Annotated in this window: 22 protein-coding genes; 12 read left to right on the top strand and 10 right to left on the bottom strand. The window is 74.3% G+C overall.

All coding sequences use genetic code 11. From position 1 onward, the window contains the following. Window positions 1–10 precede the first annotated feature (10 nt). The 7 genes from ABZ449_RS07105 to ABZ449_RS07135 all read left to right on the top strand — a co-directional run bounded on the left by ABZ449_RS07105 (window position 11) and on the right by ABZ449_RS07135 (window position 8,751). A complete protein-coding gene (locus tag ABZ449_RS07105; RefSeq protein WP_360341496.1) occupies window positions 11–577 on the top strand; it encodes a hypothetical protein in 567 nt (188 codons plus the stop codon). Window positions 578–780: 203 nt separating this feature from the next. Further along, window positions 781–2,397, top strand: coding sequence for a class I adenylate-forming enzyme family protein (locus tag ABZ449_RS07110; RefSeq protein WP_360341499.1), 1,617 nt, complete (start codon window positions 781–783; stop codon window positions 2,395–2,397). Then, on the top strand, window positions 2,394–3,668 hold the full coding sequence (locus ABZ449_RS07115; RefSeq protein WP_360341502.1) for a beta-ketoacyl-[acyl-carrier-protein] synthase family protein: 1,275 nt from the start codon (window positions 2,394–2,396) through the stop codon (window positions 3,666–3,668). The genes ABZ449_RS07110 and ABZ449_RS07115 overlap by 4 nt, the downstream gene beginning before the upstream one ends. Window positions 3,669–3,838: 170 nt before the next feature. Then, on the top strand, window positions 3,839–5,749 hold the full coding sequence (hppD, locus tag ABZ449_RS07120) for a 4-hydroxyphenylpyruvate dioxygenase (RefSeq protein ID WP_360341505.1): 1,911 nt from the start codon (window positions 3,839–3,841) through the stop codon (window positions 5,747–5,749). Next, window positions 5,746–6,879, top strand: coding sequence for a thiamine pyrophosphate-dependent dehydrogenase E1 component subunit alpha (locus tag ABZ449_RS07125; protein WP_360341508.1), 1,134 nt, complete (start codon window positions 5,746–5,748; stop codon window positions 6,877–6,879). The genes hppD and ABZ449_RS07125 overlap by 4 nt, the downstream gene beginning before the upstream one ends. Then, window positions 6,876–7,844 carry a transketolase C-terminal domain-containing protein gene (locus tag ABZ449_RS07130; RefSeq protein ID WP_360341511.1) on the top strand — a complete coding sequence of 323 codons (969 nt, stop codon included), beginning with the start codon at window positions 6,876–6,878 and terminating at the stop codon, window positions 7,842–7,844. Before ABZ449_RS07125 ends, ABZ449_RS07130 begins: the two co-directional genes overlap by 4 nt. A 121-nt stretch (window positions 7,845–7,965) precedes the next feature. Further along, on the top strand, window positions 7,966–8,751 hold the full coding sequence (locus tag ABZ449_RS07135) for a DUF3050 domain-containing protein (protein ID WP_360341514.1): 786 nt from the start codon (window positions 7,966–7,968) through the stop codon (window positions 8,749–8,751). Between the two features lie 40 nt (window positions 8,752–8,791). Here the strand turns inward: ABZ449_RS07135 and ABZ449_RS07140 are convergent, their stop codons facing one another. Further along, on the bottom strand, window positions 8,792–10,141 hold the full coding sequence (locus ABZ449_RS07140) for an acyltransferase (RefSeq protein WP_360341517.1): 1,350 nt from the start codon (window positions 10,139–10,141) through the stop codon (window positions 8,792–8,794). 211 nt (window positions 10,142–10,352) lie between these two features. On the opposite strand from ABZ449_RS07140, the gene ABZ449_RS07145 reads away from it, so the two are divergent. Both ABZ449_RS07145 and ABZ449_RS07150 read left to right on the top strand, forming a co-directional pair. After that, a complete protein-coding gene (locus ABZ449_RS07145; protein WP_360341520.1) occupies window positions 10,353–10,982 on the top strand; it encodes a DUF1304 domain-containing protein in 630 nt (209 codons plus the stop codon). Between the two features lie 85 nt (window positions 10,983–11,067). Then, window positions 11,068–11,565 (top strand): hypothetical protein, encoded by a 498-nt coding sequence (locus ABZ449_RS07150; protein WP_360341523.1) that lies wholly within the window; start codon window positions 11,068–11,070, stop codon window positions 11,563–11,565. A 107-nt stretch (window positions 11,566–11,672) separates the two neighbouring features. On the opposite strand, the gene ABZ449_RS07155 is transcribed toward ABZ449_RS07150, so the two are convergent. Next, on the bottom strand, window positions 11,673–13,016 hold the full coding sequence (locus tag ABZ449_RS07155; RefSeq protein ID WP_360341526.1) for a streptophobe family protein: 1,344 nt from the start codon (window positions 13,014–13,016) through the stop codon (window positions 11,673–11,675). A 234-nt stretch (window positions 13,017–13,250) separates the two neighbouring features. Continuing rightward, window positions 13,251–13,694: a helix-turn-helix domain-containing protein gene (locus ABZ449_RS07160; protein WP_360341529.1), complete on the bottom strand. Its 444-nt coding sequence runs from the start codon at window positions 13,692–13,694 to the stop codon at window positions 13,251–13,253. Window positions 13,695–13,850: 156 nt separating this feature from the next. On the opposite strand from ABZ449_RS07160, the gene ABZ449_RS07165 reads away from it, so the two are divergent. Beyond that, on the top strand, window positions 13,851–15,092 hold the full coding sequence (locus tag ABZ449_RS07165; protein ID WP_360341532.1) for an MFS transporter: 1,242 nt from the start codon (window positions 13,851–13,853) through the stop codon (window positions 15,090–15,092). 7 nt (window positions 15,093–15,099) lie between these two features. On the opposite strand, the gene ABZ449_RS07170 is transcribed toward ABZ449_RS07165, so the two are convergent. Beyond that, window positions 15,100–15,543, bottom strand: coding sequence for a DUF4259 domain-containing protein (locus ABZ449_RS07170; RefSeq protein ID WP_360341535.1), 444 nt, complete (start codon window positions 15,541–15,543; stop codon window positions 15,100–15,102). A 120-nt stretch (window positions 15,544–15,663) separates the two neighbouring features. Here ABZ449_RS07170 and ABZ449_RS07175 point away from each other — a divergent pair, with 120 nt between their 5' ends. Further along, the gene (locus tag ABZ449_RS07175) at window positions 15,664–16,473 is read left to right on the top strand and encodes a nucleotidyltransferase (RefSeq protein ID WP_360341538.1); all 810 of its coding nucleotides are present in this window, start codon (window positions 15,664–15,666) and stop codon (window positions 16,471–16,473) included. Further along, window positions 16,470–16,811 carry a hypothetical protein gene (locus ABZ449_RS07180; RefSeq protein WP_360341541.1) on the top strand — a complete coding sequence of 114 codons (342 nt, stop codon included), beginning with the start codon at window positions 16,470–16,472 and terminating at the stop codon, window positions 16,809–16,811. Before ABZ449_RS07175 ends, ABZ449_RS07180 begins: the two co-directional genes overlap by 4 nt. A gap of 597 nt (window positions 16,812–17,408) precedes the next feature. Here ABZ449_RS07180 and ABZ449_RS07185 read toward each other — a convergent pair. The 6 genes from ABZ449_RS07185 to ABZ449_RS07210 all read right to left on the bottom strand — a co-directional run bounded on the left by ABZ449_RS07185 (window position 17,409) and on the right by ABZ449_RS07210 (window position 25,810). Then, the gene (locus tag ABZ449_RS07185) at window positions 17,409–18,797 is read right to left on the bottom strand and encodes a serine/threonine-protein kinase (protein ID WP_360341544.1); all 1,389 of its coding nucleotides are present in this window, start codon (window positions 18,795–18,797) and stop codon (window positions 17,409–17,411) included. A gap of 12 nt (window positions 18,798–18,809) precedes the next feature. Beyond that, window positions 18,810–19,571 (bottom strand): serine/threonine protein kinase, encoded by a 762-nt coding sequence (locus tag ABZ449_RS07190; protein WP_360341547.1) that lies wholly within the window; start codon window positions 19,569–19,571, stop codon window positions 18,810–18,812. Window positions 19,572–19,733: 162 nt separating this feature from the next. Beyond that, window positions 19,734–21,773, bottom strand: a complete 2,040-nt coding sequence (locus ABZ449_RS07195) for a glycosyl hydrolase family 32 (RefSeq protein ID WP_360341550.1) — start codon at window positions 21,771–21,773, stop codon at window positions 19,734–19,736. A gap of 28 nt (window positions 21,774–21,801) precedes the next feature. Beyond that, the gene (locus ABZ449_RS07200) at window positions 21,802–23,190 is read right to left on the bottom strand and encodes a hypothetical protein (RefSeq protein ID WP_360341642.1); all 1,389 of its coding nucleotides are present in this window, start codon (window positions 23,188–23,190) and stop codon (window positions 21,802–21,804) included. A gap of 80 nt (window positions 23,191–23,270) precedes the next feature. Further along, window positions 23,271–24,821, bottom strand: a complete 1,551-nt coding sequence (locus ABZ449_RS07205) for a peptidoglycan DD-metalloendopeptidase family protein (protein ID WP_360341553.1) — start codon at window positions 24,819–24,821, stop codon at window positions 23,271–23,273. A gap of 11 nt (window positions 24,822–24,832) precedes the next feature. After that, window positions 24,833–25,810, bottom strand: a complete 978-nt coding sequence (locus ABZ449_RS07210; protein ID WP_360341556.1) for an esterase family protein — start codon at window positions 25,808–25,810, stop codon at window positions 24,833–24,835. Between the last annotated feature and the right edge of the window lie 116 nt (window positions 25,811–25,926).

The raw sequence follows: 25,926 nt of genomic DNA on the forward strand, positions 1-25,926 counted from the left end.
AGCCACCACCATGACCACCCCTGCCGACCACTCCCACGGACTGCGGATCCTCGCCGAGGCCCGCCGACCCGCGCCCGGCCTGGACGAGCCCCCGCCACCGCTGCCCGGCTTCGCCGCCTCCGGCTTCAACCCGCTGGTCGCCGACACCGCCGAGCGCTGCCTGCGCGCCCACTACGGCGAGCCGCCCACACCCGGGCGCACCGCCCTGCTGCTCGCCAGCGCGAGCGGCGACCTCGAAACCGCGCGGGCCATCGAGCGCGGCGCCGAACCCGGACAGCGGACCGGCCCGCTGCTGTTCTTCCAGTCCAACCCCAACGCCGTCCTCGGGCACATCGCGGCGCGCTGGGGCCTGACCGGCCCCATCACGGCGATCTGCCCGGCCGAGGCCGCACCCGGCCGCGTCCCGCCGGAGGCGTTCGAACTCGCCGCGCTGCTGCTGGAGGACGGCGACGCCGACCTGGTGCTGGCCGTGGCCGTCGAGCAGACACCCGACGGAGACCAGGCCGCCGCCGTCCTGCTCGCCGGGCCGGACGCGGGCCCCGGCCCCGTTGAACCCACCGCCCACCGCCGGCCGTAGCAACCATCGAGGCCCGGCGCCTGAAGCAGCCGCACACCCGGCACACCAGCGCCCCGCCCGCACCCGCCTCGTCCCGACATCCGCCGCCGGCCGCCGCCAGAGCCGGCCGAGCGGCCGCCCGCACCCGCCGCCCGCGCGGCCGACCCCGCCACCCGATCAGCCGCCCGGGCCGTCCACCGGCCCCGAGGGAGGGATCCACCCCCGTGACCATCCGCAGCCTCCGCACCCAGCTCGCGGACGACCCCGACGTGGGCGCCGGCAACGTCCTGACCGCCCGGATCGCGCTCGGGCTCGACCTGGACGTGCCGCTGCTCAGCTTCGACACCCCGGTGGACGACCACCCCGCCTGGCAGCCGTTCACCCTGCGCGAGCTGGACCGCGCCGTCCGGGCCCGCGCCGCCGCCCTGCACGGACTGGGCGTCACCCGGCGCGACCCCGTCGTGGTCTACGCGAGCGACGCCGCCGACCACGTGCTCACCTTCCTCGCCCTGGCCCGGCTCGGCGCCGTCCCCGCACTGCTCAACCCCAACCTGGACGGCGAGCGCGCCGCCCGCTACATCGCCCGACTCGGCGCGGCGGGCGTCCTCGCCGACCCCGCCCACCTGGCCGCACTGGCCGGACACGAGCCCGGCGCGCCGCTGCTGCCGGAGATCGCCTCCCTCGGGGCAGGTGACCCGGACGCCGCTCCCGAGCCGTACCGGCACTGGTCCGGCGACCCGGTGGCGATCACCCACTCCTCCGGCACCACCGGAATGCCCAAGGCCGTCGTCCACTCGCACGCGAGCCTGTACGCCGCGATCCGCCACCGGCTGCGGCTGCCCCGCCCGCAGGGCCAGGACCGGATGCTCAGCGCGCTGCCCGCCCCGCACGCCGCCACCCTCATCGCCCTCAACCTCGCGCTCAGCTCGCACACCGAACTCGCCCTGCTCTCCCGGCAGTCCGGCGACGGCGTCCTGGCGGCGATCGAACGGTGGCGGCCCACCGGGGTGATCGGCTTCGCCGCCACCTGGGCCGACCTCGCCCGGCACGACCTCACCGCCCGCGACCTGACCTCCGTCGCGCTCTGGTGGAACACCGGGGACTGCGCCCACGAGGTGCACATCCGCCGCCTGATCGCCACCGGCAGCCGGGAGACCGTCACCCGGGCCGGCCGCACCCGGCTGCCCGGTTCGCAGTTCGTGGACGGCCTCGGCTCCACCGAGATGGGCCACTCGCACTTCTTCATCACCCACGGCCCCGGCACCGAGCGCTACGGCCGCTGCGTCGGCCGCCCGCACACCTTCGTCGACTGCGAGGTGGTCGGCCCGGACGGCGAGCCGCTGGGCCCCGGCGAAGTCGGCGAACTCGCCACCGCCTCACCCACTTTGGCGCTCGGCTACTGGAACGACTCGGCCACCACCTTCCGTACCCGGCTGCGCGGCCGCTTCCTCACCGGGGACCTGATGTACCGGGACGAGGAGGGTTACTACTACCACGTGGACCGGGCCGTCGACTCGGTGGAACTCGGCGGCGGCAAGCGGCTGTTCACCGCGATGTCGGAGGAGCGGGTGCTGGCCGCCTGCCCGGACGTACTGGACTGCACGGTGGTCGCGGTACGGGACGGCGAGCGCGTGGTCACCGACGTCCTGCTGCTCCTCGCCGCGGACGCCGACGGGACCGCGGACCGCACCGAGGCGGTGGTCGCCGCCCTGGACGAGGCCGCCGCCGCGACCGTCCGCAAGGTGCTGGTGGTCTCCCCCGACGACATCCCGCTCGGCCCGACCGGCAAGGTCCGCAAGGTCCTGCTGCGGGAAACCCACCTCGCGGCGGTGGGCGCATGAGTGAGCGGAGCGAGGTTCGCGCGCGGCCCGGTGCCGTCGTCACCGGCATCGGCCTGGTCTCCCCGCTCGGCCGCAAGCCGACCGAGGTGTTCGAGGCGCTGGCCGCCGGCCGCTCCGGCCTGCGGGCCGTCCCCGAGGGACACCCCGCGCACGGCTGGCTGCCCGCCGCCGGGATCGCCCCCGCCGTGGACGGCCGGGAGGTGCTGCCACCGACCGAGACCCGCTGCGTGGACCGCTTCGTGCTGCTCGCCCTGGCCGCCGCCGACGACGCGCTCGCCGACGCCGGCCTGACCGTCGGCCGGGACTGCGACCCGCACCGCACCGCCGTGGTCCTGGCCACCGGCGGCGGCGGACTGGAGACGTTCGAGCAGCAGTCGCACCGCCGGCTGGAGCGCGGCCGACCCGGCGTCAGCCCGTACCTGCTGCCGGGGATGCTCTCCAACATGGCCGCCGCCCGGATCGCCATCAAGCACGGCATCCGGGGCTACAGCTCCGCCGTGGTGACGGCCTGCGCGGCCGGCGCCCAGGCGATCGCCGAGGGGCTGCGACTGATCCGGGCCGGCGACGCCGACGTGGTGGTGTGCGGCGGCACCGAGTCCTCGCTGCACCCCACCATCGCCGCCGCCTTCACCAACGCCCGTGCGCTGGCTCAGGGGTGGGAGGAACCGGAGGAGGCCAGCCGGCCCTTCGACGCCCGCCGCAACGGCTTCGTGCTGGGCGAGGGCAGCGCCGTCCTGGTCCTGGAGCGCACCGAGCACGCCGAGGCGCGCGGTGCCGCCGGGTACGCGGACGTCCTCGGCTGGGGCGCCTCCACCGACGCCCACCACCCGACCATGCCCCGCCCCGACGGCACCGGCGCCGCCGACGCGATGCGCGCGGCACTCGCCAACGCGGGCCTGGCCCCGGAGGACGTCGACTACGTGAACGCCCACGGCACCGGCACCAGGCTCGGTGACGTGGCCGAGACCGCCGCGCTGCACGCCGTCTTCGGCGCCCACCCGCCCGCGGTCAGCTCCACCAAGGGCTCCACCGGCCATCTCCTGGGCGCCGCGGGTGCCTTGGAGGCGGCGGTGACCGCCCTGGCGGTGGCACGGGGGACCCTGCCACCGACCCTCAACCTGACCGACCCCGACCCCGCCTGCGACCTGGACCACGTCCGGGGCGCCGCCCGATCCGCCCCGGTGCGCGCCGCGCTGAGCAACGCCTTCGCCTTCGGCGGCCACAACCTCAGCCTGATCCTCGGCCCGGCCTCCACCCGGGCCGCCCGCTAGCGGTCGCCACCGGCCGTCGGCCGGGTGCCGTCATCAGAGTGCCGTCGAGCGCCGCCGGCCGAGTGCCGCCGACCGAGTGCCGTCACCCGACGGAGATCACCCGCCGCCCACCGCCGCGCGGCGACAGCGCGCCGATCCCGATCCACCATTCCCTCCGGGGGGAGATCCCGTTGTCCATCCAGACCATCGCCCACGTCGAGTTCCACTGCGCGGACGCCGACAAGACCGCGGCCGGACTCCGCGCCGACTACGGCTTCACCGTCGACGCCCCCACCACCGCGCCGGACGGCGCCCGCACCGTCGGGCTGCGCCAGGGCACCATCCGGCTCCGGCTGAGCTCCGCGCCCGACCCCGAGCATCCGGTGGCCGAGTACGTCGCCCGGCACGGGGACGGCGTCGCCGTCCTCGCGCTCGGCTGCGACGATCCGGCGGCCGCGCTGGAGCAGGCCGAGCGCCACGGCGCCCGGGTGCTCGACAGGGCCGGCGCCCTGATCGGGGGCTTCGGCGACACCGCGCTGCGCCTGGTGCCGCTGCCGGGTGCCGAGCCCACCCCGGAGTCCCGCCTGCTGGACGACCTCGACCACGTCGCGATCTGCCTGCCGGCCGGCACGCTCGCGGACGCCGTGCGGTTCTGCGAGACGGCGCTGGGCTTCCGCACGATCTTCGAGGAGTACATCGAGGTCGGCGAGCAGGCGATGGACTCCAAGGTGGTGCAGAGCGCCTCCGGCGGGGTCACCTTCACCCTGATCGAGCCCGACACCGCCCGCCGCCCCGGCCAGATCGACGAGTTCCTCGCCGCACACGGCGGAGCCGGCGTCCAGCACCTCGCCTTCGGAACCCGCGACATCGCCCGCGCCGTCCGGACCGCCCGCGAGCGCGGCGTGGAGTTCCTGAGCACCCCGGACGCCTACTTCGACGCCCTGACCGGGCGCTTCGGCGAGACGGCCATCCCGGTGGCCACCCTGCGCGAGCTGCACGTCCTGGTCGACCAGGACCACGGCGGCCAGCTGTTCCAGATCTTCGCCCGTTCGGCACACCCCCGGCGCACCTATTTCCTCGAACTGATCGAGCGGCAGGGAGCGGGTACCTTCGGCACCGCGAACATCAAGGCCCTCTACGAGGCCGTCGAACGGCACGGCCCCGCACATCCGAAGGAGGCCCGCCCGATGGCCGCAGCCCCCGAGTTCCGGCTCACCGAGGCCGAGCGCGCCCTGCTGCCCACCCCCGAAGAGGTGGAGCACTACCGCGAGCACGGCTGGTACCTCTCCCGCAGGCTCTTCAGCGACGAGGAACTGGACACCCTCCAGGCCGCCACCGAGCTGTACTACGCCGGGCACCGCGACCACGAGCTGCCCGTCCGGCCGCCCCGGCTGGCCTCCTGGCGGCCCGAGGACGGGCCGGTCCAGCGGCACAACGACTACGTGCACCACGAGAGCGACGCGATCGGCGCGATCCTGCGCAAGCCGCTGATCGGCGCGGTGGCCGCGCTGCTCGCCGGAACCGAGGAGATCCGGATCTTCCAGTCGACGCTCATCTACAAGCCCCCGGTGCCCGAGGAGCCCAGCAACCGGGTGCCGTGGCACTTCGACAAGCACTACTGGCAGACCTGCACCTCGGACGAGATGCTCACCGCCTTCATCCCGTTCCACGACTGCCGCGAGGCGAACGGCACCATCACCATGGTCGACGGCAGCCACCGCTGGCGGGAACTGCCCTGCGGCGAGGACTCCACCCGGCACTTCGCCGACCGCGACGGCTCCGAGCTGGAGGGCATCCTGGCCGCCAACGCCGCCCACAACGGGCAGCAGGTGCTCAAGGTGCCGATGCTGATCCCGCGCGGCCACATGTCCTTCCACCACTGCCGCACCTACCACGGCAGCGGCCCCAACCTGGCCTCCTACCCGCGCCGGGCGATCTCGCTGCACCTCCAGGACGGCACCAACGAGTACCGCCGCCACGACCGGCCGGACGGCGAGCCGGTGGTGTACAACCACGACGTGCTGGTGCGCCGCACGGAGGACGGCCGGCCGGACTACGCGGACCCGCGGTTCTGCCCGGCGATCTGGCGGGGACGGCCGTGACCGCTCCCGCACGCACCACCGCCGCCGACGACGCCGGCACCTGTGCCGTTCCGTCGGGAGGCGACGGTACCCAGGCCCGCCCCGCCCCATTGGGCACCCCCGCCGAGCGCTACCGGATGCTGCGGCTGATCCGCGCCTTCGAGGAGCTGGCGCTCGGCCTGGTGAAGTCCGGCGCGATCCCCGGCGGCATCCACCCGTACATCGGGCAGGAGGCCGTCGCGGTCGGCGTCTGTTCGGCGCTCGGCCCGGGCGACCGGCTCGCCAGCACCCACCGCGGCCACGGCCACGTCCTCGCCCGGGGCACCGCGCCGCACCGGCTGCTCGCCGAACTCCTCGGGCGGGTCGACGGGTCGAACGGCGGCCGGGGCGGCTCCATGCACGCCGCCGACTTCTCCCTGGGCATCCTCGGCGCCAACGGCATGGTGGGCGCCGGCGCCCCGATCGCGGTCGGCGCCGCCTGGGCGGCGGCCCGGGCCGCCACTTCGCCCGAACGGTCGGCGGCCGGCCGGGTGATAGCCGACGGGTCCGTTGCCGCGCGGCCCGGTCCCGGCCGGACAGCGGTCGCTGTGGCCTTCTTCGGCGACGGCGCACTCAACCAGGGCGTCCTGCTGGAGTCGCTCAACCTCGCCGCGATGTGGCGCCTGCCGGTGCTGTTCGTCTGCGAGGACAACGGCTACGCCACCACACTGCCCGCCGCCACCGCCGTCGCCGGCAGCGCCACCGGCCGGGCCGCCGCCTTCGGCATCCCCGCCGAGGAGGTGGACGGGATGGACACCGAGGCCGTCCGCGCCGCCGCGCTGCGCGCCGTCGAGCGCGCCCGCACCGGCCGCGGCCCCGGGTTCCTGGCCTGCCGCACCTACCGCTACGAGGGCCACCACACCATGGAACGCCGGATGAAGCTGCGTTACCGCGCCCCGGAGGAGGTGGAGGCCTGGCGCGAGCGCGACCCGCTCCCCCGGGCAGCCGCCCTCCTCGACCCCGCGACGGTCGCCGAGCTGGACCGTTCGGTGGCCGAACAGCTGGCCGGCGCCGAGGAGTTCGCGCTCGCCTCGGAGCACCCGGACCCTGCGGGAGCGCTGGACCACCTGTACGCCGACGGGCTGCGGCCGCGGGCGGGAGCGACACCGTGACCAGGCTCTCGTACACCAAGGCGCTCAACCGGGCGCTGGCCGACGAACTCGCCGCCGATCCGGCGGTCTGCGTCTTCGGCGAGGACATCGGCGCCGGTCTGGCCGGGCCGACCCTCGGCCTGCTGGACCGCTTCGGGCCGGAGCGGATCGTCGACACCCCGCTGTCCGAACAGGCCTTCACCTCGATGGCGGTCGGCGCCGCGCTGGCCGGCCGGCGTCCGGTGCTGGAGTTCCAGATCCCGTCCCTGCTGTTCCTGGTCTTCGAGCAACTCGTGAACCAGGCCCACAAGTTCTCGCTGATGACCGGCGGCCAGGCCGCCGTCCCGCTGACCTGCCTGGTGCCCGGCTCGGGTTCCCGGGACGGCTGGGCCGGGCAGCACTCCGACCACCCGTACAGCCTGTTCGCGCACGCCGGGGTGAAGACCGTGGTGCCCGCCACCCCGACCGACGCCTACGGGCTGCTGCGCTCGGCGATCCGCGACCCGGACCCGGTCGTGGTGTTCGCGCCCGCCGCCGCGCTGCCGGTGCGCGAGACCGTCACCTGGGACGTCGCCCCCGTCCCGCTGGGCCGGGCGCGGATCCACCGGCCGGGCGCCGACGTCACCGTGGTCGCCCTCGGGCACCTGGTGCACGACGCCCTCGCGGTCGCCGAGGAACTGGCGCCGGACCTCTCGGTGGAGGTCCTCGACCCGCGCACGGTGCATCCCTTCGACTGGCAGGCGCTCGCCGACTCACTGGAACGCACCGGCCGGCTGGTCGTCCTGGACGACTCCAACCGCAGCTGCGGCTTCGGCGCCGAGGTGCTGGCCACCGCCGCCGAGGAGATGCGCCTGATCGCCCCGCCCCGCCGGATCACCCGCCCGGACGGCGCCGTACTGCCCTTCGCCCCCGCCCTGGACCGTGCCGTCCAGCCCGGCCGCGAGCAGCTGCGGCACGCGCTGGACCTCGTGATGAAGCCCCGCTGACGGCACGAAGGGCCCGTTGACCGCACGCTGACCCGTCGCTACCGTCGAGCGCCGTAGAACCCTGGACCGATTGCCCCGTACAGCCGTTGACCGTCCGAGACCAACGATCCGAGGAGTCACGTTGTCCGCAAACCGCTACCACTGGGACCGTTCGCACCCGGGGCTGACCAGCCTCCAGCAGGCCATCGACCCGCTGCGCCGCGAGGTGGTCGAGCACTCGGTATACCGCGCGCTCACCGGCATCGAGCGCGTCCGCACCTTCCTCGACAGCCACGTCTTCGCCGTCTGGGACTTCATGTCGCTGCTCAAGAGCCTCCAGCGCGACCTCACCTGCGTGGACGTGCCGTGGGTCCCGAACGGGCCGACCGCCAGCCGCCGGCTGATCAACGAGATCGTGCTGGTGGAGGAGAGCGACGAGCTCGGCGAGGGCTACACCAGCCACTTCGAGCTGTACGTGGAGGGCATGCGACAGGCCGGCGCCGACCCGCGCCCGATCGAGGAGTTCCTGGCCCTACTGGGCTCCGGCAGCGCCGTGCCGGACGCCCTGAAGAGTGCCGGAGTGCCGCAGCCGGCCCTGGACTTCACCACCACCACCTGGTCGATCGTCGAGAACGCGCCGGTGCACTGCCGGGCCGCCGCCTTCGCCTTCGGCCGCGAGGACCTGATCCCGGAGATGTTCGCCCAGGTCATCCGGATCGACGACCCCGCGGGCTCGCTCACCGTCTTCAAGGACTACCTGGCCCGTCACATCGAGGTCGACGGCGAGCAGCACACCCCGATGGCGATGCAGATGCTGATCGATCTGTGCGGCGACGACCAGGACAAGTGGGACTCCTGCGCCGAGACGGTCCGCACCGCGCTGCGCGCCCGGCTCCAGCTGTGGACCGCGATCGAGCGCTCCTTCTGAGGCCTTCCTCCGTGGCTCCGAGGTCTTCCTCCGCGACCGCTCAGATCACCTTGGGCAGCACCCCGGCCGACGCGGGCAACTGATCCCCGGCCCGACGGAAGCGGTGCAGCGCCGCCCGGCCCTCCGCCCCGCGCACCCGGGCGGCGAGCCGGGCCGGCAGCACCACGGTGGCCAGCCGACCCTCGCCGCGGAATCCCTCGACCGTCCAACTCACCCAGGGAAGCGGATAGTTGGCGGCGGGACTGAAGAGCACCGGTCGCCGCCCCTGGAAGCTCACCGCGTAGGCGCCGAAGCCGCACCAGTTGGAGAAGCTGAACCGGCGCGCGCCCGGGTCGAAGCCCAGTGGCACGCAGTCGCGCAACCGTGAGCGGCCGAGGGTCGCCAGGAACCACAGGTTGGCGCGGAGGTTGAGGTGCTCGATCGGGAACCGCTCGACCGCCGTGCGCAGCGCGCCCGCCAGCACCGCCGGGCCGTCCCCGGGCCGGTGCGGCACGTGGACCTCGCTCAGCAGGTTGCCGACCAGTGCGGGCGACAGACCCAGCCAGCGGCGCGCGTTGACCGGCACGGTCAGCATCCGCTCGGCTTCGTCCGCGTCCAACTCCCGCAGTGTGCTGAGGAGATGGGCGCACAGCACATCCCCGGAGGAGAGCCTCCGTCCGGCGGCCGCACCGAACTCCTCGAGCATCCGAGCCACTTCGGCGTCGGTGAAGGCGATCTGCACGATCCGGTTGGCCCGCGGCCCGGCCGCCACCTCGCGGGCCAGCAGCTCCGCCTCCTCCGCCGAGGGCACCCGGAAGCCGGGCCGGCCGCAGTCCTCGTCGGGGAGCACCTCGGCCAGCAATTCGTCCTGGTCGTCGACGAGTTCGGCATCCGGAAGCGGCTCGCCCTCGACCGCCGCGGACCAGATCCGCAGGAGCAGCATGAAACTGTGCAGGTCGCCGACCGCGTGGTGCCAGGAGCAGCCGAGCACCGTGCCGCCGTCGGCCGTGCCGGTGAGGCGCACGGTGAGCAGCGGGACGCCGCCGTCACGTGCGGCGGGGGCGTCCAGCGGGGCGACCAGGTCGGAACCGGGTGCCGTCACCCGGCCCATCGCCTCGGCGAGCGTGCCCTCCACGGTGTAGACCTCGAACGGGACTCCGGTGTCGTCGCAGACCGCTTCCAGGACGCCCTCGACGGTGCGCAGGCGTCCGGCAAAGACCGGCACCCGTTCCAGCGCGCGGGCCAGACCGGCGGCGAGCCGGTCGTCGTCCAGCGGGTGCTCGAAGCAGAGCACGACCGAGACGGCGAGATCGGCGAGCATGGTGTCCATCAGTCCGCAGCGCAACACCCGGCCGGTGGCCCGCCCGGTCCGGACGGTCCGGGATCTTCGCAGCTGCGGCCAGATGCTCATGGGTTCCGTTCCGAGGCACTCGACGACTTCCGGCGACGCGCGATGCGTTCCGGCGGCGGCGCGCGATCCGGCGGCAGGCGTTCCGGCCCGGCGCGCGATCCGTGGGCACGCCGAACGATAGTGGCGCCCGAAGGCAGTGGTCCAGTCCAATCTGGCGTTCCGGCAGGTCCCTCGGCCGCCGCGGCGAGGGCACCGGCGATAGAATGCGCCCGTGGGAGAGCGCCCCGGCGCACCCGCCGCATCGCCCCCCGCACTGGTCACCGACACCGAGTCGCCGCTGACCGGCCCGACCCGGGCGCACCTCGACGACCCGCCGTCGGCGCCGCGCGGGCACCGGCCCGCCCGCGCCGCCGCGGCCCCCCGTCCGGGCCGCCCCGGTGCCGCGGTCGCGCGTCCGGGCCGCCCCGGTCGCCTACCCGACGCCGTCGCCCCGCCGTCGTCGCCCCGCCAGGAGGAGCCGTCCGCCATGAACGCCGTGAGCCAGGTCTTCGCCGTGGTCGCCGCGGCGATCCACCTGATCGTGTGGCCGTTGGAGAGCTTCCTGTACGGGCACCCACGGGTGCGCCGGCTGCTGACCGGCAGCACGGCGGACGCCCCGGAGGTCCGGCTCTGGCGCGTCAACGTGGGCTTCTACAACCTGTTCCTGGCGCTCGGCCTGGTCACCGGCCTGGTCCTGCTGCACACCGGGCACACGGGGGCCGGGCGGGCGATGGTGCTCTACGTGGCCGCGTTCATGGTCGCGGGAGGGACCACCCTGTTCGCCTCGGAACCGAAGCTGTGGCGCGGCGCACTCGGCCAGGCCGTCCCGGCGGCCATCATCCTTCTGGCGGAGGCTTTCTGAGCTGACGCCACCATTCTCGACGCCCCCCGGAAGGGCTACGATCCGCCTATCCCGCGAGCGTCGCGGAGGCTGGGGGGAGACAACCGTGGCCAGGGACCCGATCAGCGACCGGTACGTCGTCAGCCTCGGCTGCCGGGTGAGCGTCGAGCACGGGGCCACCGTGACGAAGGTCGACTGGAGCATCACTCACCTGCCGGAGGGCGGCTCGCCCCGGCCCACCGGCGGGGACCGGGAGATCGGCGTCATCTGCCCGCGCTGCGGGCGGTCCTTCGCCGTCCGGGTGGAGACCGCCACCAAGGCGCGGGTCAAGCGACAGGTCCAACGGGCGCTGGGCTGGCTGCTGGTGCTCTCGCTGCTGGCCACCATTCCCCTGCTGATCCAGCTGGGCGGCCAGACCGTCGAGGAGGGCGACGAGCAGGCGGTCGACAACATCGGCCTGCTCGTCGGCCTGGCCGCCGCGGGCGCGATCGTCGGCCCCTCGCTGCTGTTCAGCGCCGGCGTCCACGACGGCGTCAAGAAGCTGCGGCTCATCGGGGCCGACGGGCGGAAGACCATGTGGGTGCAGGGCCACCGGCTGTTCTGAGCCGGACCGCGCAGCCCTTCATGCGGCGCCCCTCGCCCGACACCCGCCACCCGGCGCCGTGTGCCCGTCACCGTGTGCCCGTCACGTGTGCCCGTCACGTGTGCCCGTCACCGTGTGTCCGCCGGCACCTCGCCGCGGTGTCGGACCCGAGCGGCGAGCAGGGAGCCCAGCGCGCCGGTCAGCAGTCCCCAGCCCGCCGCGAGCGGCACCGCCGTCCAGAGCACCGGGCGCAGGGTGAGGCTGCCGCCGCCGAGCCCGGCCAGCGGGTTCTCGGCGCCGAGCACGGCGCCCAGCAGGTCCGCCAGCCCGCCCTGACCGAGGCCGACCCCGAGTACCGAGAGCCCGTAGGCGGCGTCCACCCTGGTCCACAGACCCACCAGCAGCATGGTGACGGCGGCGGCGAGCGCGAACCGGACGGCGTGCTGCCAGAGCCGGACGGTACGCGGCGTACGGCGGGCCGCCAGGAACGCGGCCGCGAGCAGCAGGACGGCGGCCAGCGGCAGCAGCCACCAGTTCCGGGCGTCCTGCTCCGCGAGCGTGCCGAGGTCGATGGTCGCCTGCCCGCCCTCGGGGGCGGCGCGCAGCACGGCGCTGAGCGGCTTGGGGACGGGCAGGCCGAGCGCACCGACCAGCCGACCCTGCCATTCGGCACCGAGCCCGACGCCGAAGGCCGTCCAGGCCAGGTTCGGCAGCGCGAGCAGCACCACCGCCAGGGTCTGCCGGGTGTTGCCGTGGACGACGGCGGTCAGCACCCCGGCCACCACGCCGATCGCCAGGTACGCCAGCAGGACCAGCCAGAGCGCGAAGGCGGCCGGCCGGACGGCGAGTTGGTGGCGCACCAGGGCGGGCGGCAGCGGGGCCCGCCGGGACACCGCGAAGGTGAGTACGAGCACCACCAGCAGCCAGGCCAGCCCGATGCCGACGGTGGTCACGCCGTCCGCGTGGAAGCCGACCTCCGGGGTCAGCCCGAGCGCTCCGCCGATCGACTCGGCCAGGTCGCCGCCGAGCGGGACGACGAAGCTGTGCCGGGCGCCGAGCGTCAGCAGGGCCAGGGCGAGCAGCCAGAGCAGCGCCGTCCGACCGATCCGCCCGAGCAGTTCACCGCCGGACGCGACGGCGCGAAAGCGCAGCCGGCGCAGGAACACCTCGGCCATCGCGACCGCGCCGACCACCGAGACGCCCAGCGGCATCGCACTGATCCCGGCCCCGACGGCCGCGAAGTCACCCGCACCGCCGTCGAGTTGGACGGTCCCCCCGACCGCGAGCGCGAGCGTCGCGGCCAGCACTGCGGGGAAGCCGCCGTCCGGGAGGTCGTCGACGCCGGCCAGCCAGAGGCCGAGCGCGGCCACCGCCGCCATCGCGACCAGTCCGGCCAGCACGACGGCGAGCGCGTCCAGCCAGCCGCGTACGGCGCCGGGCGGGCCCGCGGCCCGGGTGGTGGGCTGCTGCATGCCGCCTCCTCGTCGCTCGCGGGGCACTCGGGAGGTCGGGCCGGGCTCGGGGCCGGGCTCGGGCCCAGCCCGACCGGCTCCGAGTCACTCCAGGTCGACCCGCTCCCGGCCCACTCCCGGTCCGGCAGCCGGCCGGCTCCCGGTGAGGTTTCCAGGGTGACCGACGGCCGACGGGCACGCTCGGCGACGCCCGCACACCCGCTGCCACGAGGAGCGAGGCGGCGGCGGTGCGCCTCAGGGCAGCAGCACCCTCGCGTCCTCGGGGCCGAGCACCCGGCCGTCCGCCGAGCGCACCTCGACCGGCGCGACGGGCGCACCGGACTCGCGGTCCACCAGTCGCGCCCGGGGCTCGCCCTCCTCGAAGAACCACTGGTCGCCCCACTGGCGCAGCGCCGTGATCACCGGGAACAGCGCACGACCCTTCTCGGTGAGCACGTACTCCTGGTACGGGCTGCCGTCGGCGGCCGGCGCGAGGTCGAACACGCCGTTGGCGACCAGGTTGGCCAGGCGGGCCGACAGGATGTTCTTGGCCAGGCCGAGGTTCTTCTGGAACTGCCCGAAGCGGCTCAGCCCGTCGAAGGCGTCACGGACGATCAGCAGTGTCCAGCCGTCGCCGACGACATCGAGCGGACGGGCGACCGGGCAGGCCGACTCCTCGTGCGTGGTGCGTTTCGGCACTTCTCCCACCTCTCAGCCCTCACCGGCACCTCTCAGCCCTCACCGGTCGGCACCCAAGCCTACCGACCAGGATGTGGTTGCTTATCGAAACCAGGCTATGCCATGGTGGCACGGTAGCACTTTGAAACCACCGTGCCCTTCAAGGGAGTCCCGCCCATGACCTCTCCCGCCCGCGCAACCGCCTCCGCCGCGGCCGACTCGCCTGGCGGGCCGGGCAAGCCCTCCGGGGCCCCGGCACGCGGCCTGTCACCCGCCGTCGCCTGGCTGCTCTCCGTCGCCTGCGGTCTCGCCGTGGCCAACGTCTACTACTCACAGCCCCTGCTCGACCTGATCGCCCGGGACTTCGGCATCGACGCCGCGACCATCGGCCTGGTCGGCACCCTCACCCAGACGGGCTACGCCGTGGGCCTGCTGCTGCTCGTGCCGCTCGGCGACCTCGTCAACCGCCGCACCCTGATCACCTCCCAGCTCGGCCTGTCCGTCCTCGCCCTCCTCGCCGTCGCACTCGCCCCCTCCGCTCCGCTGCTGCTCGCCGCGATGGCCGCCGTCGGTGTCCTCGCGGTCGTCGCCCAGGTGGTCGTCGCCCACTCGGCCCAGCTCGCTGCTCCGGGCGACCAGGGCCGGGTGGTCGGCACCGTGACCAGCGGCATCGTGGTCGGCATCCTGCTCGCCCGAACCGTCGCCGGAACCATCGGCGACCTGGCCGGCTGGCGGGCCGTCTACGTCGTCTCCGCCGTCGCGACCGCCGCCATGGCCCTCGCCGTCGCGGCCACCGTCCCGTCCGAACGGCACCGCACTGCCCAGCGGATCGGCTACCCGCGCCTGGTCGGCTCGGTGTTCACGCTCTTCGCCCAGGAGCGCGTGCTCCGCACCCGGGCCGTCCTCGCGCTGCTCTCCTTCACCTCCGTCACCGTGCTGCTCACCCCGATGGTGCTCCCGCTCGCCGCCCCGCCCTTCAACCTCAGCCACACCCAGATCGGGCTCTTCGGCCTCGCCGGCACCGCCGGAGCGCTCGGCGCCGGGTACGCCGGCCGTCAGGCCGATCGCGGTCGGGCCGAACGCACCGCCGGAATCGGCCTGTTGGCCATGCTGATCGGCTGGCTCCCGGCCGCACTGCTGCCGCACTCGCTCTGGTGGCTGGTGCTCGCCATGGTGGTGATCGACTACGGCCTGCAGTCCGTCCACGTCGCCAACCAGCACCTGCTCTACCAGGTCCGCCCCGAGGCACGGAGCCGCCTGACCGCCGGCTACATGCTGCTCTACTCCGCCGGATGCGGAGCGGGCGCGATCCTCTCCACCGTCGTCTACGACCACGGCGGCTGGACGGCCGTCTGCCTGCTCGGCGCCGCCACCAGCCTCACCGCGCTCGGCTACTGGTGGACGGCGGCCCGCCGGTGACCGCCGCTCAGCTCCCGGCCACCGGCGCCTCCGCCGCCGACGACGGCGCCGAGGCGGCGAGGACCTCCCGCAGCTCCCGTATGCCCTCGCGCCAGGCCGGACCGCTCTCCGTCTCGTCCCAGAGCTCCGCGAGCTCCGACTCCTCCGCCACCACCCGGTCGAGCGCGGCCACCGCGAGCGGGCGCAGCTCGGCGGCGAGCGGCGGCACCGGCTCCTTCGGGCCGTATGCGGTGGTCACCGCCGCCCCGCCCGGGCACTGCGCCGCCACCAGCGCGGCGGCGGCGACCGCGTCCGTCGCCTCGTCCGAGTCCAGGTACTCCTCCGCCTGGACGGCGAGCAGCAGCACCGACCACAGCACCGCCTCGCGCTCGCCCGGCGCCGTACCGTCCAGGCGGCCGCCGAAGTCCGCCGCCGAGTCGTTGTCGAAGTGCCCGATGTCCCAGGTGCCCATGCCCGTCCCCTCACGCCGTTCGTGTTCGTGTGCGACGGATGCTTGCACGCCCCACTGACAATTCCGTCGGCCTGCGGATATTCGCTGGTCAGCATCCTCGCGGTGGGGCAGAGTGCCCCCATGACCACGACTCAGGGGCTGGACCGGGACGGCTGCATCGCACGGGAGGGCTCGCTCGACCGCGTACCGCCGGCGTTCGCGCCGGTGGTCGCCGCCGCCCGGGAGCGGATCGCCGCGGCCTTCGCCCCCGACCGGTTGCACAGCGTCTACCTCTACGGCACCGTCCCGCGCGGCACCGCCGTCCCCGGTGTCTCCGACCTCGACCTGCTGCTCGCCCTGCACCACGAGCCCACCGCCGCGGACCGGGCCGGGGCCGACGCCCTCGAAGCCGCTTTGGACGGCGAGTTCGCGCAGGTGAACGGGGTCGGCGTGGTGCTCGCCGGCACCGGCACCCTGCTCGGCGAGCTCGAGCGCCATGACCTCGGCTGGTTCGTCGCCTGCCTCTGCACCCCGCTGCTCGGCGAGGACCTCGCCGCCCGGCTTCCCCGCTACCGCCCCACCTCGCTGCTCGCCCGGGAGACCAACGGCGACCTCGCCCTCGTCCTGCCGCGCTGGCGCGAGCGCCTGGCGGCGGCCGGCACGGAGGCCGAACTGCGCAGCCTCTCTCGCGCTGTCTCCCGCCGCCTCGTCCGCACCTGCTTCACCCTGGTCATGCCGCGCTGGGGCGGCTGGACCAGCGACCTCGCCGCCTCGGCCGAGGTCTTCGCCGGCTACTACCCCGAGCGCGCCACCCAGGCGCGCCTCGCCGCCGCCATCGCCCGCACCCCCACCACCGACCGGGCCGCCCTGGCCACCCTCATCGACGACCTGGGCCCGTGGCTCGCCGCCGAGTACGCCGCCGCCCACGGTGTGAAGGCGCCCCGCCCGTGACGGCGCCGGAGCACCCGAGCCACCCGCTGGTCCGCGAGGTCTTCCCGGAGCTGGCCGCCGAGCTGGTCGATCTCCTGGAGCAGGAGGGCGAGCGCGAACTGGCCGCCACCGTCCGAAGCCTCCGGCTGGTCGCCGCGTGCGGCTGCGACGACGACTTCTGCCAGGGCTTCCGGACGGCTCCGCACCCGGTCGGTCAGCCGTTCGGCCCGGGTCACCGGTGCGTCACACTCTCGCCGGCCGACGGCATGCTCGTCCTGGACGTCGTGGACGGGCGGATCATGTACGTCGAGGTCCTCGACCGGGAGCCCCTCCGCGACGCCCGCCCCGGCCGGGGCTGAAGGCCCCTCAGTGGAGGCCGTCGGCGGGTCGCCGCGGCCCGTCGTGCTTCACCGCCGACCAGCCCGAGTACCTCGGGCAGATCGAGGTCGACTACCCACTGGCTGCGGATTGTGATCTTCCGGGCGGTGGGTCGTCGTCCGCTCCCAGGAAATCTGATCCTGATCTCGCAGGTCGGCACGGAATAGGCTGCTCTGTCGCGTGAGACAAGGGACGGGGGCGTCGCAACGCCGAACCCAGCGATCGGAAGAAGGGCACCAGAGGTGTGGGGACCGCTCAGCGGGGATGTGCGTCGGACCTTGGAGTTGCTGTTGGCCGGGGACGGTGAGGTGGACCGGGCGTACCGGGCACAGATATCGCATACGCGGATGAAGCCTGGATGCACATGCGGGTGTCCGACCACGGATCTGCGGGTGGACCAGGACTCCGTGGCGGCCGGGCCGGTGGTGGAGCGAAGTCCGGTCATAGTCGCCCCGGCGCGGCGCCGGTGAGGACTCGCGACTACGCCGCGGCGGTGGCGGGGCAGGGGCTGGTGCGGGCGGCAGTGCCGGCCCGTACTTCGGGGTGCCCCTACGTGTGCGGGCGACGGCCGGCGGTGCTCACGGGCAGGGGACCAGGGCAGGGCGGTCCCTGGTGCGGACGGCGGGCAGCCAGCCGGTGGTGGGTCCCGGCAGGCGGATGCGGTACCAGAGGGTGGAGGCGAGATCCTCCTCGTTGATGACGGGGAGGCCGGCGGGGAGTTGGCAGTCGGCGTCGAGGGTGTCGTCGTGCCAGACCCGGACGGGGACCACGTTGTCGGCGGTGTAGGGGCGCAGGGGGTCGACGGCGAGGCCGAGGCTGCACTGGGGGTCGCGGTCGGTGCGGTCCTGGCAGCCGCGTTCGGCGTTGAAGACCCGGACGTGGGCGGACTGCCCGGACGGCCCCGGGTGCGGCCACAGGGCGGTGACGGTGGCGGCGACCGTGGCGCAGGAGGCCAGGGCCAGCAGGGCGGTGCGCCGGCGAGGCCGCGGGTACGGGAGGCGCGGGCTGAGAGTGCGGCGCGGGCGCCGGTCGGGGTGGTCGGGCCGGTGGGCGCGGATGCGGGCGAGCAGGCTCTCCGCGGTGTGCGGGGCCCGGGCGGTGTGGGTGGGCGCGAGGCAGTCGGCGGACAGGGCGCGCCAGAACGGGGGGACGGCCGCGGCCAGCCGCAGGGCGGCGCGGCCTTCCGCGTACTGCTGCGCGGCGGCGCAACGGGCGGTGGGGGTGGTGCCGGGGAACGGTCGGCCGCCGGCGGCGAACACCTCGTGGATGACGATGCCGAGTGCCCAGATGTCGGCGGTGGTGCGGACCTTGACGCCGTGTTCGCCGAGGGGCGCCTTCCAGCGTTCCGGCGGGAGGTAATCGGGAGTGCCCATCGGGGCGCCGTGGCCGTGGGTGCCGGTGAGCTCGATGGCGAGGCCGAAGTCGGAGAGGCGGACCTCGCCGTCCGCGCCGATGAGGACGTTCTCCGGTTTGAGGTCGCTGTGGACCCAGCCGGAGCGGTGCAGGTGGGCCAGGCCCTCGCAGATGCCGGTGACGATCCGGGTGCCCTCGGCCTCGTCGACGCCGGTGGCGAGCAGGTCGCGCAGGGTGCACCGGGCGCGTTCCATGACCAGGACGGTCGCGCCGTCGAGTGAGGGCTGGTCGGGGGCGGCCAGGACGAGCGTGTCGAGCAGCCGGACCAGTCGGGGGTGGGGTGCGGTGCGGGCCAACTCGGTTTCGCGTCGGGCGGCTTCGGCGACCTGGCGGGCCTGGCGGGGGGCGAGTCCGGTGGTCGGCAGCACCTTGAGTGCGACGGTGTCGTCCGCGTCGTCATCCGCTCCGTCGTCCGTGCGGTCGGTCCGGTGGGCGGCGTACACCGTCGCCCAGGCGCCCTCGCCGATCGGCTCGGTGACGGTCCACTCGCCGACCCGGTGGCCGGCCGGGAGCAGTTCCTCGCTGTCCCCGGGGAAGACCGGGTCCTGCGGCATCACTGGCCCTCCCTACCGTCCGGACCGGACGGGTCCGGGGCTGGGCAGGAGCGCGAGGTGTTCCTCGCGGACGATGCCGAACTTCAGGGCGAGCCCCACGACGGCCTCGCGCTTGCCGCTGCGGCGGTCGGCGCGGTCGCCGTCGGGCAGCTCGATGCGGAGCTTCTCGTCGGCGAGGTAGTCGAGGTGCGAGCTGACCGCGCGGGCGGTGAGCCGGGTGCAGGCGGGGTGGCCGTGGAGGCGTGCGACGACCTGCGGGGTGGTGGGCACCGCGGCGGGAGAGTGGTCGCGCAGCCACGGTTCGCAGAGCGCGACCAGGACCAGGAAGTAGGTGGCGGTCTCGTCCAGGGAGTACGCCGTCATGGTGCGGCTCTCCCGGGAGCCGCCGCGGGTGTCCGGGTCCAGGTAGACGTGGTCGGGTGCGAAGACCTGAAAGGACAGCGGGGTGTCCCGGCGGGAGGGCAGCACCACGCGGGAGAACTCGAAGGGGATCGGTGCGCCGATCCGCCGCGGCGGCACCCGCAGGTACTCGCCGGCGCCCTCCGGGTTCTCCACCAGGTAGGCGTGGGTGTTGCTGAGGTTGCTCAACTGCCAGTGGTCGTCGGTCGCTTGGATCTCACCGGCCAGCCGGGAGACCGACTCGTCACCGAGGCGCAGCTCCACCTGGGTGTGCACGGAGCCACGGCCGAAGCGCGCTCGCTCTCCCGGGCCGAGCCGTAGGGTCACGGCGTCGTTGCCGTCTACCTCCGGCAGGTGGACGACGATCCCGCTCACAGCTGCCCCGTCCCGCGCACCGTTCCTCCGTCCCCGCGCACCGCTCCCCCGTTCCGCGCGCCGGCTCTGGCCGGACGGACGAACGGTACCTCTTCGCGTACGACAATAAACCGGAGGTGCAGGCTACTTGACAAGCCGGTGGCGGAGTGTACGGATGTTCGGTCAGGGCATCGGCACCCCCGGACGCAGCGGTGCCACCCGGCGGTCGCCGAAGGCGGCCCACGGCCGCCAGCCACCGGAGGGCCGGTCCTGGACGCGGGTGCGCAACCGGCCGTCCTCTGCCACGGCGAAGACGTGGAGCCGTCCGGTGGAGTCGGACGCGGCCGAGGGCGGCGCGGCGAGCGGCAGGCCGGGTTCGCCGAAGTCCTCGCCGAACACGTCCGTCGGCGCCCAGGGTCCGGCGGGGGCGGACTGCCAGCGGTGGGCCAGCCGTTCGCCGCCGGGAGAGAGGGTGAAGGCCTCCAGTCGGCCGTCGGCGCCGGCGATCGTCAGTGGTGCGGCGGTTGACCAGCCGAGCAGCGGCTGCCAGGTGTCCCAGCCGCCGCTGGGCACCGACTGGCGGCGCTGGAAGGCGGCCGTGCCGGAGGGAGCGATCGCGGTGACGTTCAGCCGCCCGGTGCCGTCGCGGGCCACCCGTGGCGCGGCCCCGGCGGGTGTGCCGAAGTGCTCCCAGGCTGACCAGGCGCCGCCGGCCGAGGTCTGCCAGCGGTGCAGCAGTGCCGCGCCCCCGGGAGCGAGCACGAACACCTCCAACCGGCCGTCGGCGTTGGCGGCGACGGCCGGCGGCGCGCCCACCGGGCCGCTGAAGCCCGCGTCCCAGTCGTCCCAGCCGGTCGAGCCGGGCGAGGTCTGGCGGCGGCGGGCGATCAGGGCGCCGTCGGGGGCGGGCGCGAAGACCTCCAGGCGGCCGTCGGCATCGCGGGCGACGGCGGGGGCGGCGCCGGCGGGGCCGCCGAAGACCTCCCAGTCCGTCCAGCTGCCGTCCGTCCGCTGGACGCGGTGGTGCAGGTTGGCGCCGTCGGGGGCGAGCGAGAACACCTCCAGCCGGCCGTCGGCGTTGCGGCCCAGTACGGGCACCGCGCCGGCGGGTGTCCCGAACACCTCCCAGTCCGACCAGGTGTCGGTGTCCGGGTCGGTCTGGACGCGGCGCAGCATCGACCGGTCGGCCGCGTCGAGGGCGAACACGTTGAGCCGGCCCTGGACGTCCGTGGCGACGACCGGGTTGTCCGGGCTCTGCCAGGGCGGTGGGGTGGACCGCCAGTCCAGCGGGGCCAGGTACAGGCCGCGGCGGAACCAGCCGGCGGCGCTCGTCCACCACTGCTGCCCGTCGGTGACCACCTCCACGGCGTGGCCGGGCACATGGCCGGCGCGGCCGTCGAGGGAGAAGCGGAACGGGTCCCGGGAGGCGAGGACGTCGGTGCCCTCGTAGCCGTTGCGCGGCCCGAGGAACAGGTGGTACCAGCCGTCCCGGGCCACCACGAAGGGCGACTCGGTGACCGAGACGCCGTCCTCGGCGGTGGCCGCGTCGGCGAAGGCCACGCCGGGCTCGCCCCAGGTCAGCAGGTCGGTGGAGCGCCGGTAGCAGACCTGGTGGCGCCCGCCGGGGGCGGACAGCTCGGTGTAGTACATCACCCACTCGGCGCCGATCCGCAGCACCATGGGGTCGCGGGCGGCGGTCCCGCGGAACAGCGGCCCGGACGTCAGCCTGGTCCAGGTGGACAGGTCGGTGGAGGTCGCGGCGTTGATCGCCGCCCCGGCGCGCCCGCCCGCCGCGTAGAACATCCAGTGGACGCCGCCCGACTCGACCACGTGCGGGGCCCACAGGTGCTCCTCGCCGAAGTACGAAGGGTCGACGGTCAGCGCGTCCGGGTGGCTGCTCCACGGCCCGGCGGGCGAAGGCGCCGAGGCGTGGGCGAGCGAGACCTCGGCGGCGCTGTCGGGCGCCTGCCCGGGCGGTGCGCTGTCGCCGACGATGCTGAACAGGTGCCATCGGTCGCCGGCCCGGACCAGGGTGTGGTCGTTGAGGTAGCGGCGGCGCGTGGTGGAGGGGTCGTAGACCTGGCGGAACGGGCCGGCGCCGACCCACAGGTGGGGTCCGGCGGCGTCGGCGGATGCCGCTGGGGCGGTGCGGCCCGGGAGCGGGAGCACGAGTGCTCCCGCTCCGGCCGCCCGCAGCAGGCCGCGCCTGCTGATCGGGTGCATCGCTGTGCTCCAGGGGTTGCGGGCGTGGTCAGCCGACGGCGGGTCCGTGGGTGGTGTTCAGCCAGGCCCAGTCGGACCACGTGGAGAAGCCGGTCTGCCACTTGTGGTGGACGCCGTCGGTGTTGGAGCCGAAGACCTCGATCCGGCCGTCGGCGTTGTTCGCCGCGCCGATCTCGGTGCCGCCGGTGCCGAAGGTGTCCCACTGGCCGTACGGGGCGTTCACGCCGGTCTGCCAGATGTGCTGCGCCGTACTCCCGTTGATGGCGAACACCTCCACCCGGCCGTCCGGCGAGCGCCCACTGGTCAGCTGGGAGTCGGCGGGGCCGCCGGTGGCCTCCCAGCCGGACCAACTGGTGGGGTTGCTCTGGTACTTGTGGTAGACGCCGGCGGGGCCGGAGGCGAAGACCTCGAGGCGGCCGTCCTGGTTGTGGCTGACGGTGAGGTCGTGGCCGCCGGTGCCGAAGTCCTCCCAGCCGGACCAACCGCCGTTGACGGCGGTCTGCCACTGGTGCTGGAAGGTGGTGCCGTTGAGGGCGAACACCTCCAGACGGCCGTCCGGCGCCTTGCCGAGCTCGACCTCACTGTTGGCGGGGCCCCCACCGGTGCCCTCCCAACCGGACCAGCCGCCGTTGGGTGCCGTCTGGTAACGGTGGAAGACACCGACCGGACCGGAGGCGAAGACCTCGAGCCGGCCGTCCTGATTGGCTCCGACGGCGATGTCGTGACCACCGCTCCCGAAGTCCTCCCAACCGGACCAGCCACCGGAGGGCTGGAGCTGGTAACGGTGCTGGAAGGTGGAACCGTTGATCGCGAACACCTCCAACCGGCCGTCCGCGTTCGGGCCGATCGCGAGCTCCGCACCGGCCGGGCCGCCGAGATCCTCCCACTCCGACCAACCGCCGTTGATCGCGGTCTGCCAGGCGTGCGAGATACCGTTCCTGCCGGCGGCGAAGACTTCGAGACGGCCGTCCGCGGACCGCGCCGAGACCACCCGGCCGGACTCCGCCGGGTACTCCAGCGGCGCGGGGCCGGGCTCGTGGTGGCCGAGCCGGTCCGCGGCGGCCCGCGCCTCGTCCATGTGCCGCAGGTGCGCGCCCGCGCTGTAGGTCGACCACTGGTGCCAGTCGAGGCCGCCGTTGGAGATCTTGTAGGTCGCGTCGGCGTTGCACTGGGCGTCGTAGGCACACGCGTCGGAGACCTCGCTGTGCCAGTGGTCGTTGATCTCCCACAGGCCGCGGTCGGTGGAGGTGTTCGGGGTGTTGCCCTGGGTGTTGGACGCCAGCGGGTTGCAGCTGGACTCGGCGAGGCCGACGGCGATCGCGGTCACCAGGGCTTCTCCCCGGAATCCCGCCCGGTAGGCGACCTCGGCGCACAGGTCGCTGCCGGTGGCGGCCGGTGCGGAGGGGGCGGCGACCATCAGGCCCCCCGTCACGCCCAGGGCGGCGATCGCGGACAGCAGGACGCGGTGGGGCGCCCGGCGGGCGCGCTGCGGGCCGGTCACGGGGTGGCTCCTCGATCGACGGCGGGTCCGTGGGTGGTGTTCAGCCAGGCCCAGTCGGACCAGGTGGAGAAGCCGGTCTGCCACTTGTGGTGGACGCCGTCGGTGTTGGAGCCGAAGACCTCGATCCGGCCGTCGGCGTTGGTGGCGGCGCCGATCTCGGTGCCGCCGGTGCCGAAGGTGTCCCACTGGCCGTACGGGGCGTTCAGGCCGGTCTGCCAGATGTGCTGCGCGGTGCTGCCGTTGATGCCGAAGACCTCGACCCGGCCGTCCGCGGTCTGCTGGCTGGTGAGCCGGGAGTCGGCGGGGCCGCCGGTGGCCTCCCAGCCGGACCAACTGGTCGGGTTGGTCTGGTACTTGTGGTAGACGCCGGCGGGGCCGGAGGCGAAGACCTCGAGCCGGCCGTCCTGGTTGTGGCTGACGGTGAGGTCGTGGCCGCCGGTGCCGAAGTCCTCCCAACCGGACCAACCGCCGTTGACGGCGGTCTGCCACTGGTGCTGGAAGGTGGTGCCGTTGACGGCGAACACCTCCAGACGGCCGTCCGGCGCCTTGCCGAGCTCGATCTCACTGTTGGCCGGGCCCCCACCGGTGCCCTCCCAACCGGACCAGCCGCCGTTGGGTGCCGTCTGGTAACGGTGGAAGACACCGACCGGACCGGAGGCGAAGACCTCGAGCCGGCCGTCCTGATTGGCTCCGACGGCGATGTCGTGACCACCGCTCCCGAAGTCCTCCCAACCGGACCAGCCACCGGAGGGCTGGAGCTGGTAACGGTGCTGGAAGGTGGAACCGTTGATCGCGAACACCTCCAACCGGCCGTCCGCGTTCGGGCCGATCGCGAGCTCCGCACCGGCCGGGCCGCCGAGATCCTCCCACTCCGACCAACCGCCGTTGATCGCGGTCTGCCAGGCATGGGAGACGCCGTTCGCTCCGGCGGCGAAGACCTCCAGGCGGCCGTCCGCGGACCGCGCCGACACCACCCGGCCGGACTCCGCCGGATACACCAGCGGGGCGGGACGGGGGCCGCTTCCGGGAACGCAGGGCACGGTGACGCCGCGATCCGCGAGGTAGGGCTCCGGGTCGGTGCGCTGGGACGCGTTCGGGTCGGCCCAGACCCGCAGGTGCAGGTGCGGGCCCGTGGAGTTGCCCTCGCTGCCCATCAGCGCGATCTGCTGGCCGGCCGTCACGTCGTCGCCCTCGAAGACGTCCCGGCGCTGCATGTGCCCGTACTCGGTGATCGTCCCGTCCGGGTGCAGGATGCGGATCCACTGGCCGTAGCCGGGCTCCGTGCCGGACAGGATGACCCTGCCGTCGCCGACCGCGTAGATCGGGGTTCCGTAGTCGTTGGCGATGTCGATGCCGTTGTGCTCCGCGGAGTAGTGCTGGGAGATCTGGCCGCGGGCCGGACAGGCCGCCGCGAAACCGGCGGCCTGGGCGGGAGCGGCCGTGGCGGGGGCGACGCCGGGAGAAGCCAGGGCGGGGGCGACCGGCACGGTGACCGGCAGCAGCAGGGCGACCGCGGCCAGGACCGGCCGCGAGATGCGGGAGACCATCGGAGCGCCCCTCACGCCTTGCGGAGGCGGCCGATGATGCCGTCGATGTCGCGCTGCATCATGTCGGGGCGGATGAAGTGGCCGCCCGGCTCCTCGTGGGCCTCGTAGGGGATGCCGGCGCCGTCGAGCAGAGCGCGGAACTCCCGCTGACCGGCCAGTACGGCCTGCTCGTTGAACTGGTCGAACGGGTTGGTCGGGTCGGGGCTGGTCCCGGCGACCAGGAAGATCCGCTTGTTGCGGTAGCTCTCCAGGCGCTCGACCGGGTTGTCGGCGGTCACCCTGGCCTGGTCCCACAGCGGCGCACCGTAGATGGTGCCACCGGCCAGGTCCTTCACGGCGGCGGAGACGTTGGCCCAGTGCACGACCGCACCGTTGTCGCGGCGCAGGCTGGCCGGGCCGGAGTGGGCGCTGACGGAGGCGAAGTGGCCCCAGTACTTGGCCGCGTACTTCAGGGCGCCGAAACCGCCCATGGAGAAGCCGGAGACGGCGCGGCCCTCGGGCTCGGCGAAGGTGCGGAAGTTGGCGTCGACCCAGGGGATCAGCTGGTTGATGTGGAAGGACTCCCAGTTGCGGGGGCCGACGTTGGTGCTGACCGGGTTGGAGTACCAGCCGGCCTGGCCGCCGTCGGGCATCACGACGATCAGCGGCTTGCCGATGGTCCAGTCGCGGACGCCCCGGTGGTCGAACTCGATGAAGTCCTGGAGCCCGCCGTGCAGCAGGTAGAGGACGGGGTAGGTGCGGCCGCTGGTGTGGTAGTCGTCGGGGAGCAGCACGTTGACGGCCGGGTCCCAGCCGATCTCGGCGGTGTGGAAGCGGTAGTACCACATCCGGGCGTCGCCCTCGTTGCGGTCGGTGATGTGCAGGCCGAAGCCGTCGTCGGCGGCGTGGGCGGCCGAGGCCGTCGCGAGGACGCTCGCGCCGCCGAGCGCCAGCGCGGCGCCGAGCCCGCCGGCGGACTTGAGGATGCTCCTGCGGGTGGGGTGGTTCACCGTGACCTCCAGAGGGCGCGTGGCGGCGGCCCGTCCTGACCGCCGGATGTCCGACGGTTCGGACGGTAGCCACCCGCGGAGGGGCGCGGAACCCGGAACCATACGGACTGACAGCG

Source organism: Kitasatospora sp. NPDC005856 (assembly GCF_040629945.1).
Taxonomy (GTDB): Bacteria; Actinomycetota; Actinomycetes; order Streptomycetales; family Streptomycetaceae; genus Kitasatospora.

Coding starts and splice junctions, on each gene's coding strand:
- ABZ449_RS07105 (WP_360341496.1), top strand. CDS start 11: ATGACCACCCCTGCCGACCACTCCCACGGACTGCGGATCCTCGCCGAG.
- ABZ449_RS07115 (WP_360341502.1), top strand. CDS start 2,394: ATGAGTGAGCGGAGCGAGGTTCGCGCGCGGCCCGGTGCCGTCGTCACC.
- ABZ449_RS07140 (WP_360341517.1), bottom strand. CDS start 10,141: ATGAGCATCTGGCCGCAGCTGCGAAGATCCCGGACCGTCCGGACCGGG.
- ABZ449_RS07155 (WP_360341526.1), bottom strand. CDS start 13,016: ATGCAGCAGCCCACCACCCGGGCCGCGGGCCCGCCCGGCGCCGTACGC.
- ABZ449_RS07165 (WP_360341532.1), top strand. CDS start 13,851: ATGACCTCTCCCGCCCGCGCAACCGCCTCCGCCGCGGCCGACTCGCCT.
- ABZ449_RS07170 (WP_360341535.1), bottom strand. CDS start 15,543: ATGGGCACCTGGGACATCGGGCACTTCGACAACGACTCGGCGGCGGAC.
- ABZ449_RS07175 (WP_360341538.1), top strand. CDS start 15,664: ATGACCACGACTCAGGGGCTGGACCGGGACGGCTGCATCGCACGGGAG.
- ABZ449_RS07185 (WP_360341544.1), bottom strand. CDS start 18,797: ATGCCGCAGGACCCGGTCTTCCCCGGGGACAGCGAGGAACTGCTCCCG.
- ABZ449_RS07195 (WP_360341550.1), bottom strand. CDS start 21,773: ATGCACCCGATCAGCAGGCGCGGCCTGCTGCGGGCGGCCGGAGCGGGA.
- ABZ449_RS07200 (WP_360341642.1), bottom strand. CDS start 23,190: ATGGTCGCCGCCCCCTCCGCACCGGCCGCCACCGGCAGCGACCTGTGC.
- ABZ449_RS07205 (WP_360341553.1), bottom strand. CDS start 24,821: ATGGTCTCCCGCATCTCGCGGCCGGTCCTGGCCGCGGTCGCCCTGCTG.